The 13673-nt window shown below is 65.8% G+C and carries 23 protein-coding genes and 1 pseudogene; 10 read left to right on the top strand and 14 right to left on the bottom strand.

The genetic code is table 11. The features are described from left to right. Positions 1-150: 150 nt before the first annotated feature. Positions 151-1194: pseudogene (locus MFF26_RS20375) on the top strand (tyrosine-type recombinase/integrase); the annotation flags it as partial. 72 nt (positions 1195-1266) lie between these two features. Here MFF26_RS20375 and MFF26_RS26640 read toward each other — a convergent pair. From MFF26_RS26640 to MFF26_RS20310, 14 genes are all read right to left on the bottom strand, one after another. Further along, positions 1267-1386, bottom strand: a complete 120-nt coding sequence (locus MFF26_RS26640) for a hypothetical protein (RefSeq protein WP_373324508.1) — start codon at positions 1384-1386, stop codon at positions 1267-1269. Between the two features lie 713 nt (positions 1387-2099). Then, a complete protein-coding gene (locus tag MFF26_RS20370; protein WP_238308474.1) occupies positions 2100-2522 on the bottom strand; it encodes an ASCH domain-containing protein in 423 nt (140 codons plus the stop codon). Continuing rightward, positions 2522-2905 carry a hypothetical protein gene (locus tag MFF26_RS20365; protein ID WP_238308473.1) on the bottom strand — a complete coding sequence of 128 codons (384 nt, stop codon included), beginning with the start codon at positions 2903-2905 and terminating at the stop codon, positions 2522-2524. Before MFF26_RS20365 ends, MFF26_RS20370 begins: the two co-directional genes overlap by 1 nt. After that, positions 2899-3267, bottom strand: coding sequence for a helix-turn-helix domain-containing protein (locus tag MFF26_RS20360; protein WP_238308472.1), 369 nt, complete (start codon positions 3265-3267; stop codon positions 2899-2901). The genes MFF26_RS20365 and MFF26_RS20360 overlap by 7 nt, the downstream gene beginning before the upstream one ends. Position 3268: 1 nt before the next feature. Beyond that, the gene (locus tag MFF26_RS20355) at positions 3269-3481 is read right to left on the bottom strand and encodes a hypothetical protein (protein WP_238308471.1); all 213 of its coding nucleotides are present in this window, start codon (positions 3479-3481) and stop codon (positions 3269-3271) included. Between the two features lie 3 nt (positions 3482-3484). After that, on the bottom strand, positions 3485-4597 hold the full coding sequence (locus MFF26_RS20350; protein ID WP_238308470.1) for a hypothetical protein: 1113 nt from the start codon (positions 4595-4597) through the stop codon (positions 3485-3487). Positions 4598-4608: 11 nt separating this feature from the next. Further along, a complete protein-coding gene (locus MFF26_RS20345; RefSeq protein WP_238308469.1) occupies positions 4609-5532 on the bottom strand; it encodes a hypothetical protein in 924 nt (307 codons plus the stop codon). Positions 5533-5537: 5 nt separating this feature from the next. Then, positions 5538-5873 carry a hypothetical protein gene (locus MFF26_RS20340; protein WP_238308468.1) on the bottom strand — a complete coding sequence of 112 codons (336 nt, stop codon included), beginning with the start codon at positions 5871-5873 and terminating at the stop codon, positions 5538-5540. Next, positions 5866-6009: a hypothetical protein gene (locus MFF26_RS20335; protein ID WP_238308467.1), complete on the bottom strand. Its 144-nt coding sequence runs from the start codon at positions 6007-6009 to the stop codon at positions 5866-5868. The genes MFF26_RS20340 and MFF26_RS20335 overlap by 8 nt, the downstream gene beginning before the upstream one ends. After that, entirely contained in the window at positions 6006-6383 is a 378-nt protein-coding gene (locus MFF26_RS20330) for a hypothetical protein (protein ID WP_238308466.1), read from the bottom strand. The genes MFF26_RS20335 and MFF26_RS20330 overlap by 4 nt, the downstream gene beginning before the upstream one ends. Next, the gene (locus MFF26_RS20325) at positions 6380-6628 is read right to left on the bottom strand and encodes a hypothetical protein (protein WP_238308465.1); all 249 of its coding nucleotides are present in this window, start codon (positions 6626-6628) and stop codon (positions 6380-6382) included. The genes MFF26_RS20330 and MFF26_RS20325 overlap by 4 nt, the downstream gene beginning before the upstream one ends. After that, positions 6628-6768, bottom strand: coding sequence for a hypothetical protein (locus tag MFF26_RS20320; protein ID WP_238308464.1), 141 nt, complete (start codon positions 6766-6768; stop codon positions 6628-6630). The genes MFF26_RS20325 and MFF26_RS20320 overlap by 1 nt, the downstream gene beginning before the upstream one ends. Then, complete coding sequence (locus MFF26_RS20315; RefSeq protein WP_238308463.1) at positions 6768-6965, bottom strand: hypothetical protein; 198 nt, start codon at positions 6963-6965, stop codon at positions 6768-6770. The genes MFF26_RS20320 and MFF26_RS20315 overlap by 1 nt, the downstream gene beginning before the upstream one ends. A 449-nt stretch (positions 6966-7414) precedes the next feature. After that, positions 7415-8164, bottom strand: a complete 750-nt coding sequence (locus tag MFF26_RS20310; RefSeq protein WP_238308462.1) for a helix-turn-helix domain-containing protein — start codon at positions 8162-8164, stop codon at positions 7415-7417. A 50-nt stretch (positions 8165-8214) separates the two neighbouring features. Between MFF26_RS20310 and MFF26_RS20305 the strand changes: the two genes are divergently transcribed. The 9 genes from MFF26_RS20305 to MFF26_RS20265 all read left to right on the top strand — a co-directional run. After that, positions 8215-8424, top strand: a complete 210-nt coding sequence (locus MFF26_RS20305) for a helix-turn-helix domain-containing protein (protein ID WP_238308461.1) — start codon at positions 8215-8217, stop codon at positions 8422-8424. After that, the gene (locus tag MFF26_RS20300; protein WP_238308460.1) at positions 8421-9152 is read left to right on the top strand and encodes a hypothetical protein; all 732 of its coding nucleotides are present in this window, start codon (positions 8421-8423) and stop codon (positions 9150-9152) included. Before MFF26_RS20305 ends, MFF26_RS20300 begins: the two co-directional genes overlap by 4 nt. Before the next feature lie 711 nt (positions 9153-9863). Beyond that, positions 9864-10349: a hypothetical protein gene (locus MFF26_RS20295; protein WP_238308459.1), complete on the top strand. Its 486-nt coding sequence runs from the start codon at positions 9864-9866 to the stop codon at positions 10347-10349. A gap of 25 nt (positions 10350-10374) precedes the next feature. After that, the gene (locus MFF26_RS20290) at positions 10375-11004 is read left to right on the top strand and encodes a Gp49 family protein (RefSeq protein ID WP_238308458.1); all 630 of its coding nucleotides are present in this window, start codon (positions 10375-10377) and stop codon (positions 11002-11004) included. Between the two features lie 2 nt (positions 11005-11006). Continuing rightward, entirely contained in the window at positions 11007-11231 is a 225-nt protein-coding gene (locus tag MFF26_RS20285; RefSeq protein WP_238308457.1) for a hypothetical protein, read from the top strand. 68 nt (positions 11232-11299) lie between these two features. Further along, complete coding sequence (locus tag MFF26_RS20280; RefSeq protein WP_238308456.1) at positions 11300-11950, top strand: DUF2312 domain-containing protein; 651 nt, start codon at positions 11300-11302, stop codon at positions 11948-11950. A 98-nt stretch (positions 11951-12048) separates the two neighbouring features. Next, positions 12049-12894 carry an ATP-binding protein gene (locus MFF26_RS20275; RefSeq protein WP_238308455.1) on the top strand — a complete coding sequence of 282 codons (846 nt, stop codon included), beginning with the start codon at positions 12049-12051 and terminating at the stop codon, positions 12892-12894. 3 nt (positions 12895-12897) lie between these two features. Then, positions 12898-13365: a RusA family crossover junction endodeoxyribonuclease gene (locus tag MFF26_RS20270; RefSeq protein WP_238308454.1), complete on the top strand. Its 468-nt coding sequence runs from the start codon at positions 12898-12900 to the stop codon at positions 13363-13365. After that, the coding region (locus tag MFF26_RS20265; protein WP_505744339.1) for a class I SAM-dependent methyltransferase at positions 13362-13673 on the top strand (312 nt) is incomplete at its 3' end. The genes MFF26_RS20270 and MFF26_RS20265, both read left to right, overlap by 4 nt.

Raw genomic sequence — 13673 nt, 5'->3', positions numbered from 1 at the left:
GTTATGTAGCAGTTCAGTTGACAGGACTGCTTACCGGGCCGAAGAAGCGACGTGTTGTGAGAGGCTTGCGCACGTGTACCCTCTCACGATGCGAACGGGGCGACCATAGGGGACCGTTCGGCTGCTTACCATGTGCTTACCGGGACGGCGATGCGCCTCACGAACCAGACCGCCGCTGCCCTGAAGCTCCCGGCCGGGCGCGACAAGCTCGTGGTGTTCGATGACGATCTTCCGGGCTTCGGGATGAGCCTGAGCAAGGGCGGCTCCAGGACTTGGGTCGTGCAGTACCGAAACGCGCTCGGCCAATCGAAGCGGGAGACGCTGGGAAAGGTCGGCATCCTCTCGGCGACCGAGGCCCGCCGCGCGGCGGGTGAGCGGTTGGCGCGGGCCAAGCTCGGTGAGGACCCCCACGCGGAAAAGGTGAAGGCCAAGGCGCGGGCGGCTGTCACTTTCGGCGCCGTCGTCGAGCCATACCTCAACGCGGTGTCTTCGCATCTGCGTCCCGCCTACCTCGCGGAGGCCGGGCGATACCTGCGCACCGTCTGGAAGCCTCTGCATAAGCTCCCGCTGCATACGGTCGGCCGGCAGGAGATTGCCGAGCATCTCGCCAAGATCCGCCGTGAGACCGGCCCGCACGCGGCCAATCGCGCCCGCGCGGCACTGTCGGCGCATTTCGCGTGGCTCGTCGGTACAGGGGCGGCCGAGATAAACCCCGTCATGGGTGTGCCGAAGCCGGCGCCGGAGGTGCGGCGAGCGCGGGTTCTGACCGTAAATGAGATCACACGGGTGCTGGCGGCCTGCCGGGACGACGACTTCGGCCGCATCGTCCGGCTTCTACTTCTGACCGGCCAGCGGCGTGACGAGGTCGCTGATATGAACTGGTCCGAAGTGGATCTCGCGGGCGCCGTGTGGTCGCTCCCGAACGAGCGTGTAAAAAACGGCCAGGGTCACGACGTGCCGCTGTCGTCGGCCGCGCTCCGAATCCTCTCGACGACGGATCGCGTCGAAGGCCGCTCGTTGGTGTTCGGCCAAGGTGTTGGCGGCTTTCAGGGATTTTCGCGAGCGAAGGCCTCGCTCGATAAACGGTCGGGCGTGACGGGCTGGCGGCTTCACGACCTGCGCCGCACGGCCTCGACGGTGATGGCCGAGCGCCTCAAGGTGTTGCCGCACGTCAACGAAGCGGTGCTGAACCACATCTCCGGCCACAAGGGGGGCGTGGCCGGCATCTACAATCGGGCGCTCTACGCGACTGAGAAGCGCGAAGCGTTAGACCTGCTTGGCGCCTACCTCACGAGTCTTCAGCCACGCGTCGAGGTCGCCGCGACGGACCCCGAGGCGACGCTCGCTGAGGCGGAGGAGGGTCGGCCCCTTCCCGTCGTTGCACATCCGGCGAAGCGTCGCCGCGCTCAGTCCTAGTTCGCGAGCTGCTGCCTGAAACGGCACAACGTGTCGTGCGGGATCGCTCATTGCCCCCTCTCCTTCATCCCCTGCTCGCGGGCCCGGTTAAGGTCCGCCATCATGTCGTGCGAGCCGCCCGGGCGATCCGGATGCCGCTCGCGCGCGAGACGCTTGAAGGCAGCCTCATCCTCCTGGCGCGTCGCCGTCTGCGATAAAGCCAACACAGACCAACACGGCGTCGAGCCCGGCGCCGGGATTAAGGAGCCACCAGACTCTTTCCCCAAGCCAGCAGCGAATCCGAGCCCGGCTTTTTTGCTGGCGATATCGAAGGGACACGGGACATGCGCCTTCGAGCCCAGATTAAGGTGCTTTGACGGGAACATCCCTTTAAGTGACGATCTTGAACCTCCGAGTTTTCGGAGGATCGAATGGCATTTTTGACAAAAGATCGTGCGTGCGTTGTGTCGCCAACTCTGCAAAGGCGTTGGGGCCAAATGAATTTTTTGGAAATTGTGGGTCTGGTAACATCTGCTGATCGCCTTCGAGACGAAGATCGGAAGATTGCTAAAGCTCGATTGACTGAGCAAGCTAAGCGGCTTGCTGGTCGTTGAGTAACCTCTGAGGCTGCGTAGAAAGGGCGTCAAATCCCCTCTTGCCTCGCCCTGTCGCACTCTTTTCGAAGGATTTGTTGGCATGATGTATCAAGCCACGGCGGGAAGGGTGAGGGCAGCTTGGAACGGCTGCCAGCGGATCAGCACGCCCTCGAAGGCGATGCGGTCGCCCTCCTCCGGCGGGTGCTCGGCCCACCAAAACCGGGCCATGTCCTCGACGTTGGCGAAGCCGTCGGCGCGGGCGAACGCATCCATCGCCGTCGGGCTCAGATGCTCGCCGCCCACCTCGAACAGTTCGGTCGCGCTGCGCTCCGAGAAGCACAGGCGCACGGGCATCACGGAAAGGCAGGTCGGGCGGCCGAGCAGCGTGCAATGGCGCGTCCGCATCCCGGTGTAGAGCTGTAGCTCCTCACCCTGCCGCGCGTGGCGCTTCCGATCGGCGCGGATCGTTTGTGCCTTCGTGCCTGCGAGGATGGGCGGGCCGAACCGCTTCTTGAAGGAATAGGCGACCATCACGCCGCTTCCGCAGTCGGGGAGCCGTTAAGGCGCGCCCAGAGCCTGGCCACGATGCCGGTGCGGGAGGGCTCGGGCTGCGGAGAGGCGGTCGGCGGCTCGGAGCGCGGTACGATCCGCAGGACCGGCGCGGGCCGGCTCCGGTTCTCGTCGGCGAGAAGCCGAGCCATGAGGGACACCAGCCGCGCGCCGTCGGCGATTGCAGCGGCGTGGGCGTCCATCTCCTCGACGGCCTGGGCGGTCCCAAGGAAGCCGTCGGGGACTTCGAAGCGCGCGGCCTGCCGGCGGCACCGATCCTGGTGCAGGGCGGCGGCATCCAGCCGGGCGCTGAGCGCGAGCATGGCGGAAAGATCGAGGCCCGCGAGGTCTGCGATATTCAGCATGCGGCGCTCTCCTGGGCGGCGGGCTGGGACGCGGCATGGCGGCGCCGGAACAGCGCGCGGAACCACGTCGGCAGGCGGTGGTAGAGGGCGAGCCAAGCGGCCTCGTCGGGCGCGAGGGGCTCGGACAGAGGCGCCGGCGTCTCCGGGGCGCTCAGGAGGGTCGGATCTAGACCCAGCGCCTCGGCGAGGAGTTTGTGGCGCGAGGCCGGCACACTGCTGCGGCCGAACTCGTAATCCTGGAGCGTGCGGACCGAGATGCCGACCGCGACAGCAACCTCGCTCTGGCGGAGGCCGCGACGGCGGCGCGCTTGGTGGAGCGCGCGGCCGACGAGAAGATCGTCGACGAGGGTGGGGCGGGCCATGTCAGGCAGTCTCCCCGCCTGCATCCTCGATGGCCCGGATCAGCTTGAGCCGAAGCGTGCGGGTCTGCTCGACGCCCATGGGGTGGCTGTCGTGGTCGTCTGCCCGGCCGGCGATGAAGCCGCGGCACCAGCACAGCAGGTCAGCCATGCCGGATGAGAGGTGCCGAGCGTCTTCGACGCTCAGCATGAGGGTGACTGGTTTCGCCTCCGCCACGGCTCAGCCCTCCGCCTCGACGGAGTCGAACCCGGCTTTCCAGGCGGCCATGCGCTTCTCGTCAGCGGTGATGGCCGAGATTACGCACCGCTTCTGACCCTTCCGCCGATCCTCGGCCCCGCGCTTAAAATCCGGGTCGTTCGGATCGACGGGTGCCTCCTCCCCATCGTCCTGCTGCGTCTCCTGTCCAGCCGGCGCCTTGATCCGCGCGCGAGCGGCCTCGGCCGCGTTCTCGACCCGGTTCCGCTGATCGCGCGATAGGCGGTCGGACTCGGCGTATGGTGTCAGAGCATCTTCGCAGTCGGCGATGTCCTGCTCGGTGCGGGCGAGCTGCACGTCGCTTTCGAACTGCGTGACGACCGTTTCGGCGTCGTCCTCGACCGCCCGGGAAACTTCCTGCCCATCGGCAGGCGTGGGCTTCCCAGGCGCAGCAGCAGGCTTCGCGGTGGTGAGGCGCGGCGGGCCGCTCGGACGCGATCCGCTTGGGCTGGTGCTGCTCTCGATCTGCCGGGGCGGAGTGACGTCGCGCGGCGCGCTCGGCGTCGCGTCCTCGACCTCCTCGGTAGACTGAATGCCGAGCATCACCTCCGGTGCGTAGAGGCGGATCAGCATCGCCGCCGAGCGCCACCGGAGCATGTGCTCCGGCATGGTGGTGTATTTGGCGTTCTTGGTCCAACCGTCGGCCTTCGCCATCGCCATCGAGACGGCGACAGACACAACCTCGCCGCTGTCGGCCAACGTGGCGCCCGCGGTGACTTCCAGCCGCTCGCCCTGCCCTTCCGACTTCCATGTGATCCGCGTGGCGAACACGCCCGACTTGTTGGCCCGGGCGATCATGTACTGCGTCTGCCAGCACGGCTTGCCGGACACGATCGCGAGGTTCTGCATCACCGTCAGCGGATCTTCCTGCATCCGGTCGGCGATGTTCAGGGCGATCAGGCAGTCGGCGATCTTGCCCTTGAAGTGCGGCGGTACGAGTTGCGAGTCGGCGAACACCTTCGCCACGCGCTGGGAGTGCTCGAACTTGTCAGGGGCGGCGAAGATGCCGACCGGAGCGAACATTTGCGACGGGCGGGGCTGATCCTGGACGGCGGGGAGTTGGGCGCGCGCGTTCATCGGTTCTCTCCTCAGGCGGCTTTGTCGGTGGTGACGATGCGCGTGCCGGGCAGCGCAGTGCCGGCGGCGGCGACGCGGTTGGCGAGCCGCTGCACGAGTTCACGGATTTCGGGCGCGTCCTTCAGCGCCATCAGCGCGGCGTCGAAGTCGTCGATGGCGGCGGTTCGAACGACGCGAAGGCTCGTCTTGCGGCCGGCGGTGCCAGCGGCAGCGCTCGCGGCGGGCCGGATCGCCTCACCGGCCTGGGCGGCTGCGGCGCGCTCCTCGGCCTCCCGACGCCGCTTCTCGACGAGGAACGGCGTCTGCGCGTCCTTCAGCCGGGCTTTGAGGGCGCCGGCGGCGTCCTGCACCGGGCGCCAACGGGCGTCGACCTCTTTGGCCGCCTTCTCGTGCGGCACCTTCTCGGTGCGCCGCCCCTCCTGGGCGCGCTTCTCCATGTCGGCGAAGCGCAGCGCCCAATTCGCGGCACGGTCGGCGCCGGCCTGATCGGAGATCGGCGTCGCGAGCCACGCCTCGGCCTCGACCCGCTCGCCTTCGAGCTCGATCCGGAGCGCCTCCAACGGGTCGCTCGGCATGTTCGCGTAATCGGTGGTCCGCTCCGGAGGTAGGTCGGGCCACGGCGCCCCCTCCTCGGTCACGGCGAAATAGACCGCCTCCGTGATGGGCGAGCGCCAGCAGAATGCGATGACGCGCTCGCAGAACTCCTGCTCGCCCTCAGCGAGGCACGTCGGGTCGTTCGCGCCAACCTTCGCCCAGCGGACGCCCTGCTCCTGCCAGACCGCAACGGGCAACAGGTCGCCCTCGCGCGTCCGCAGTCGGAAGAACCCGCAGGGAGCGTGCCCGAGATCGAGGTGCTCAATCTTTCCCGCGAGATTGTCTCGGTACCACGCGAAAGGATCGGCCTCCGTGGTCCCGGCCTTGTCGATCATCTCCATGTCGGTCACTCCGCAGCAGAGCGGCGCCGGGCCAGCCGCTCGCCAAGGGCGCGGCTCTGCTCGGACACGGCGTTGAGGTGGTTCGGGTCGAAGGGGTCGCGGATCGCCCGGGCCTCGATTTCGAGGTGGGTGAGATCCGCCGCGAGCAGCTCGGCGAGCTTCCGCCGGAGGGCCGGACCGCAATCGGCCGCGGCGATGGTGACGACGCCGTGGCCCTCACGATCGACGACGCAGGCGGTCCGCGCCGGATCGACGTGGAAGGGCCCGTAGCGTCCGATGGCGTGCAGGTCGTCGAGGAGACCGGCGGGCGCGAGGCCTGTGCGGGTGATGTGATCAGCCACGGTCGCGGCCCTCCCCGTCGTCCGTTGCCTGCTGGCGGAGACTGTCGCGACGCGCGGTCGCGGAGGCGCACAGCGAGGCGATGAGAAGAATGAAGGCGATGCCGGCGAGGCCGGCGGGGATCTGGTCGGCGCTCATGGCCGACCCGCCGCGACCTGGATGCGGTGGGCGGCGAACAGCACGACGTTCGCGGGCGGTTCGCTCAGGTCCGGGCGGGCGTTCGCCTCCAAGAGGAAGCTGGCGCCACGGCGTGCGGCGCTGGCGGCGCGCTCGATCGCCTCCTCGAGGCTCGCCTCGGTGTTGCGGTGGATGCCCTGCGCGACCGCCTCGTGATCGAAGGTGAGGGCGTAGACCTGCCCGTACCGGAGCGCGGCCAGTCGCTCGAGGTCCTCGATGCGGGCGACGAGGTCGGAGTAGGAGGCCCAGCGGATTTGGGCGAGCGCGCGGTCGCAGAGGTCGACGATTCGCGCCGCTTGGGCGGTGGACACGGGTTGGGCTTCGGGCGCGCTCATGCTGCGGCTCGCTGGCTGGGGGTGGCGGAGGCGTTCGCGATGGCGCCGACCATGGCCGCAAGGCCGAGCAACTCGGCGTGCAGGTTGGCGGCGCGGGCGAGGTGGTTGGGGCCGCCGAGTCCGGACGAGATCCCGTCGCGGATGGCCTCGGCGTCGTAGGCGGCTTCGGCGATCCTGGTTTCGATGCGCCGGAGAGCGTCGCTGATCTCGCCAGCGGAGGCGCAGGGCATGATGGGCGCGAGCATCAGCGCCCCCGCCAAGCGAGCCGTACGAAGCAAGCGGCCTCATAGGCGAAGAAGGATGCGGCAAGCGTGCCCACGGCCGGTCCAAGACCGCAGACGGCGAGAGCCTGGAGCGGCGACAGGGCGTCGAGGAAGGTCAGCATCACGCCGCCTCCGCCAAGCGCTGGGCCTCGAAGTCGTCGAGCGCGGCGTCGTCGTCCTGGGCAGCCTGCTTCAGGTCGAGGATGTGAGACTCGGCCTCCCCGATGCAGGGGATGCCCTCAAGCTCGATGCCGGCGGCAGAGCGGACGGCGTAGGCGCCGTCGAGGCGAACGATCCAAAAGTCAGCGGCGGCGGGCACAAGGGGCTCCATCGCTGGAAGGCGATGGAGAAACTTTGCCAATTGGCGAAAAGCTCGTCAAGAAAATTATCGCCAATTGGCGAAATTTGCCGACTGGTTAGCCTCTAGGCAATGTCCTCCTGCTTCACGCTGACCAGTGTCGCGATCGGGTTCTCGCACTCTCCGCAGGCAAAGCTTTGACGCTGAAGCCAGGCGCTTTCGAGCAGCTCCTCAACGTTGCAGGGGGCGTCCTCCAAGTCCGGCGACTCAATGGCCCTCGTTGTCGTCTTCAGACAGTTATGACACCGCAACCGCACTATGAACCGCGCTCGGACCGTGGACCCCTCGTCGAACATGCGCGCCCTTCTCACTCCGTGTTCACTAATTGTTCTACAACTGAGCACGGGTCGTCCATGCCCTAATGGGCTAAAATGCAACTTTTGAACATCACGGTAAGTTGAACGACTGAACTAGCGAGACAAACGCATCCGGGGAACGCGTACTCTCAATGAGACGTCACGAACTAATCCAATGACCTCAATAGAGCCCCACTGCTCATTGCTGGGGTCGTTTACAATCTTGATGGGCTTATGCTTAGAATTCGTTGATCTTGGGCAGAACCAAACTTCGTCATCGTGCAATTCGATTTGCTTGACGGACCATTCGCGCAGATGTCCCCCCTCGCGGACCCGCTGCACAACAACAATCATTCCCTCGATGAAGGGTTGTCCGGTTTGGTCGAAGTCTAAACAAACAACTCGCGCGCCATCTGGCATAGGCGGGATAGCAGCGTCCATGCTGTCGCCCTCGACAGTCAGTGCGAAGCGCCTGGCTTTCGGGAAATCTTCATCTTCCGGTTCAAAGACGTAATCTGGCTCGGCGTCGTCGAATTCAACCACTTCGCGAAAGATGCCAGCAGCCGTTCGGCCTACCAGAGGAACGGGTAGCAGGTCACCTCGCCGGGGCGGTGTTTTCGCGCCAGCTGCCTCTTCGCCAAGCAGCTCGGGAATCGAGCAGTCCAAGGCACGGGCCAACGCTTCGAGTTCGGTTCGCTTCGGCTCACGCTCTCCAGTTTCAAAGCGCTGGATCTGCGAAAGCGACACGCCAACGATCTGCGCTAGGGCATCCAGCGTCAGCTTCTTCTCTTTGCGTCGTCGTTTTAGCTCAGGCATTGCCATTAGGCGAAACTGCTTGAGTGGCTGGGGATCGAACAGAGCCAATTGGCGAGACATCCGTTGACAAAATTCGCCAATTGGCGAATTCATAGGAGATGGACCTTCCCGCCTACCTCGCTGAACGCAGGATCAATCTGACCGCTTTCGCGGCCGAGATCGGCGTGCCGCCCTCGACTATTCATCGGATCATTCGCGGTGAGCGCGATCCGAGGGGCACGACCATCCGCAAGATTGTGGAAGGTACGGGTGGGAAGGTCACCGCCTCCGACTTGATTGCTGCTCCTGCCTCTCCGGAGGCAGCATGAGCGCGCCCCGCTTCACGATCCGCCGAAACGACCGCTCGGCATTCGATTTCTTCGCTGGGACCGGCGGGGTCGTTGATTCAGGCTCTGCCTGCGATTTCAGCGAAGGGATCTTTTCCCTCTGCCGTGAGCGACTTCGCGATCTGATCGGCGTCATCCAGCGGGAATTGCAGAACGACCCAGCCGAGTCCTGGCATCAGGACCGCCAACACGCGATGTCCGTCGATTGGCGTGGCAGGAACCCGCCAGCCGGGGTCGCGAAGTATGCCGAAGCTGTTGCTCTCGTTGAGGGCGAAGTTATCGCCAAGTTTAGTGGGGAACTCCGGCATCATGCGATCTCGGGCACAAGCGAGGACGCGCATAATCTGAACAAGTTCAAAACCATTCACCTGCAAAGTTGCTACACTTCCGTCCTCGCTATCAATACGCAAGCTGGTACTATTTCGATCTTCATCGACAGTGCTATTGAATTTTCCCGCACCAGCCATGTTTATAGCTCCATTAGAGTTGTAAAATATTATATTGAAAAGGGCGGACTGCCGAACGAGCATCTCGACCGCCCATCCCTGCTTTCTGCGAGACTGCCTGACATGGCCGCGCTCGCCCTCACCTTCGCCGCCTGCGCCAGCTTCGCCCGCGCTGACCTGATGGGATCGGCGCTCGCGCTCGCCGTCGGCGTCATCAATGCCGTCGCGTCCGGGATCGCCCGGATTGCGGGGTGGGTGTCGTGAGCGCTGCCGGTCAGTGCCCACGGATACGGGGCGGCCAGTGCTTGGAAGCTTCTGAAGCAGCCATGCGCCGAAAGACCGCCAGCACGGCGAGCGTATCAGCGTTCGCATCTCCGGCGACGGCACGTACTTGTAGCGCGGTTATGTCCAACAATACAGCCGAGCTGGTTGTTGTTATGTCGCCATCCCGAATTACGGATAGTACAGACCACATCTCGTTGAGATACGGACAATTCAGGGGTGGTTTCCAGCTCGCCATAGGAATTTCCCCGGCGGCCAGATCCACCATTCTCATCTATGGCACAGGCCGCACTCTTCGTGCCTGTTGCAATTTTGGCTCCAGATCGGGCGGCTTCGGCCTCCCGTGCGCGGCGGGTGCGCTTAAGCCCCCAAGCGTCCGCCGCGCTCCCCTTTCGAACCGTGCCGGAATGACCCGGCCGGTGGCGTCGATGGCCCCCGTTTCCGATGGTCGTCGGCGCCTCCCCTCTTCGCATCGTCCCCACGATGCGTCCGTCGCCCTCTTGGGCACATCCGTTCTGGATGGTTTCTCCCGAGACTGCCGGAGCCTGCGGGCTCCGGCCCTTCTCTTCCCGCGCGCCCGCCGACGCCTGGCAGCAAGTAGCGGTCGCGCCTGTGTACCTCGTGCGTTCGTCCTCCCTCTGCACCCGCACGTCCTCCCTCTGTGGTTCGAAGTAATCACAGGGGGATTTGCAGGTGTGCAAAAAGCTTTTGCGGGTGGCGCAAATGAATAGCGCTGACGTCTCACGGGCTCAGACCTGGGCCGATGATCTCGTTCGCTGGGAAGCCAAGGGCTGGGGCGACGCCGGCAACGCGATGAAGCGGGTCGCGGCGCGCGCCAAGGTCCCGTTCTCGAAGGTCTGGGCGCTGAAATACCGGCCACCCAAGGAAATCGCCTCTCACGTCCTGTCCAGGCTCGAAGCCGCCCATGCCGCCGAACGCGAGCGGCAACTCAGGAAGCTCGCCGATGAAACCGCGCTCACCGCCCTCGTCGCCGGGCCTGATCATCGTGCTGTTCGCGCGGCTGGTGCTCTTCTTCGTGCGGCTGCCGTCGAGTCTGACGACAGCGGTGACGACCTGGTGCCGCCGACTCTGGGCACGCGTGCTCGGTCGTCGCGACGGCTGCCTCCCCCCGAACTGACCGATCTGCCGCTGTTCCGGGCGGCCGACCCGCGGCCGTGAGCCGCCGAACCTGAGGAGACGGGCCGTGGGCCAATTCACGAAAAAGCCGGTGACGATTGAAGCGGTCCAGTGGGACGGCAGGACCGTCGGCGATGTGCCGGACTGGATCTTGGAGGCTCTCAACAAGGGTCCTGATGTGCCCGGCGGTATCATGCGGATCGGCGACACCGTCCACGTCTTCACGACCGAAGGGGTGATGATCGCCTCTCCCACCGATTGGATCATCCGCGGCGTCGAGGGCGAACTGTATCCCTGCAAGGATTCGGTGTTCGTGGCGACCTACTCGCCGGCTTCGCGCCAGCCCGACAGCAAGGGCGACCCCGCGCTAAGCCTCGCCGAGACGCAAGCCGTAGTGGAGACGAAGACGGCTCCGCGCGTCACCGAAGCGTCGATCAAAGCCAAGATCGCGGAAGTAGAGTATTTCCGCGTCCGTCACCTGACGATCTGCCTCATCATTTTGCAAACCGGGTTCTTCGTCACCGGAGAGAGCGCCCCAGCCGCGCCTGAGAATTACGATCAGCAGGTGGGTGAGCGGTACGCTTACGAGAACGCGTTCCGGAAGCTCTGGCCGCTCGAAGGCTACCTGTTGCGGGAATTGCTTGCGCAGCGTGAGGCTGAGGCCTGCGGGCAAGACGACGCCATCCAGGCCGCCTGACCATGTCCGGCGCCTCGCCCCTCGCCGCCATCGCGGAAAAGGTCTCTGGCCTCCGGGACGAGGTCGTGCGCCGCTGCGGTGAGCTGCACGGGTGCGAGGAGCCGGCCGCCCGGAGCGAGCGGGCGAACCTGCGGGAAGCCCTTCGCCTGCTGTCCCTGGCCGAAGATCGGATCCGGATGTGCGGCGCCGGGACCACGATCCCCGCTGCGGCTGCCGCCACCCCCTGAAACGCGAACCGCCCGGCCTGCTGGGGAGCGGGTGCCGGGCGGTCTGAAAACTTCCGTTGGAGTTCATCATGGGAAACACAAGTCGCCGTCGCGCGCAACCCAACTCTTCTGCCGTCGACATGCTTCGATCGTTTGCGGAACGGATTGTCCGCCTTCGAGAAGAGATCAAAGTTTTTCAGGCGGATATTAAGGACATCAGGAACGAGGCCGGTGCGCAGGGCTACGACAAGAAAGCCCTGATGCTCGTCGTCGCTCGGATGATGGAGGATAACTCTGACCGGGTGACGCGGGAGGAGACGGCCGCTCTCGCCGACGTCTACCTTGCCAGCCTCGGCATGCTCGACGGGACCCCGCTCGGTGATGCTGCGCGGCGCCGCTTCGATCCGATTGATGATCCGCTCGATAGCGCTGAGGAGTCGGAAGAGAACGCCGACCGTAGCGACGGCAACTCGGACGTCACAAGCGACGAGGAGCCGTCCCCCCCATCCGGAGCGATGAGCGAGGAAACGATCGCGGCGGCGCGCGAGGAAGGCTCCACAGCGGCCGAAGCCGGCGAGCGCGTGTTTGCGAATCCCTATGTCGCTGGCGATCCGCGCCGTGCTGCTTGGGACGAGGGTTGGTGCGTCCGCAAGGGCTCCGACGGGATGGAGATCCCGGACGCGTTTCGCAGGAAGAAGAGGCCGGCGGCTGATGACGCGGGCGATGGAGCCTCGGCATGAGGCCCGTTCGCGAGATGGCTCCAGGCCGCGTCCAGCGCGGAAAGGCTGCGGCAGAAGAAGCCAGCGCCGCCCAACGCCTACGGACAGAACTTGGCACCATGGCTGATGTGCGCGAGTCGAAGGACGCGGAGGAGCCGATCCTCGGCGTTCGGGTCCGTGCCGCTATCCTCGGATGGCTGGCCGAGATCCATGCCGCCGATGATTTGGAAGCGGTCGGCGTGAAGCCGCGCAGCACAGCGCTTCTGTACGGGCCGCCCGGCTGCGGAAAGACGACGCTTGCTCATCACCTCGCTGCCCGTCTCGGCGTGCCACTGGTCATCGTCCAGGCGGATCAGCTCGTCGAGGCGAAGCTTGGTGGCACGGGCAGGAAGGTCGCCGCGCTGTTCGACGGTTTGGCGAAGGTCGGCGTCCCGTGCGTCGTCCTCATGGACGAAATCGACGCCATCGGCTCCGAGCGCAGCAACGACGATCAGGCGTGCGCTCGCGAGATGAACGCAGCGCTTACGACGCTCCTCCAGAAAATCGAAGCGTTCGGCGGTCGCCTGATCGCGGCGACCAACCGCCACGACAAGCTCGACAAAGCGTTATGGCGTCGATTCGGTCTGCAAATCGACGTGGCCTTGCCCGGTGATGACGAGCGCTGGGCGATCCTGAAGCGCTACGGGCTACCGTTCGATTTCGGTGATGAGACGATCGATGGGCTTGCGGAAATTACCCGCGGAGCGGCGCCGTCCCTGCTCCGACAGACAATGGAGGGGATCAAGCGGACGCTGGTGCTCGGCGAACGTCTGAAGCTTCCCGTCGACGATCCGGCCGCCGTGCTCCGTATCGTCATCGAGCACGCCCGCCCGCATCCCGATTACGAGCCGCCCCCGCTGTGGGCCGATCCTTCGCTCGCGCGGATGTTCGCTCCGGAGGCTTGGCCTCCGACGCGCGAGGGCTGATCCATGGCTCGTCGCACCATCTCCCCGCGCCTCGCCCCGTCATTGATTGCGCCTCGGCGCATCGTTGACGAGGTGACGATTCTGCTGCCGGTGCCGCCGTCGGCGAACGCTCTGCATCGGCATGGGGGAGCCCGGCCGATTCGATCCGATGCTTACCGGGCGTGGATCGATGCGGCGGGGTGGCGGCTCCAGATGCAGCGTCCCGGCCGCGTGCCGGGCCCTTACGTGCTGCTGCTCGCCGTTCCTCGGACCGAGACGAAGGCCGACCTCGACAACCTGTCGAAGGCGACTTCGGACCTGCTCCAAAAGCACGGCGTCATTGATAACGACAGGGACGCTGAGCGCGTCGTTCTCGACTGGCACCGCGAGCATTCGGATCTGGCCGCCACAGTGCGCGCCGTACCGCCCGGCACCAAAGTCGAGCCCTTGGCTCCGATCCGGCCGCGCATTGGCGCGCTGGAGGCGGCATGAGCTACCGCGAGAACAAGGCGCACCCGCACGCCGAGCGCGGGAACGATCTGTACGAGACGCCGGGCGTCGCGGTTCGGGCGCTGCTCGCAACCGAGTGGCTGCCGCAGCGGATCTGGGAGCCGGCCTGCGGACCCGGCGCCATCGTCCGCGAACTGGTCCAGGCTGGCCACGAGGTGGTGCCGACCGATCTCGTATCCTACGGCTGCCCTGGTCAGGTCGCCGAAATGGACTTCCTGAAGCTGCACGGCGCCCCGTTCGGCGTCGACTGCATCGTCACGAATCCTCCCTACAAGCACGCCCGCGCCTTC

Source organism: Methylorubrum suomiense (genome assembly GCF_022179765.1).
GTDB classification, from domain to species: domain Bacteria; phylum Pseudomonadota; class Alphaproteobacteria; order Rhizobiales; family Beijerinckiaceae; genus Methylobacterium; species Methylobacterium suomiense.
This window is presented reverse-complemented; position numbering and strand designations above follow the sequence as displayed.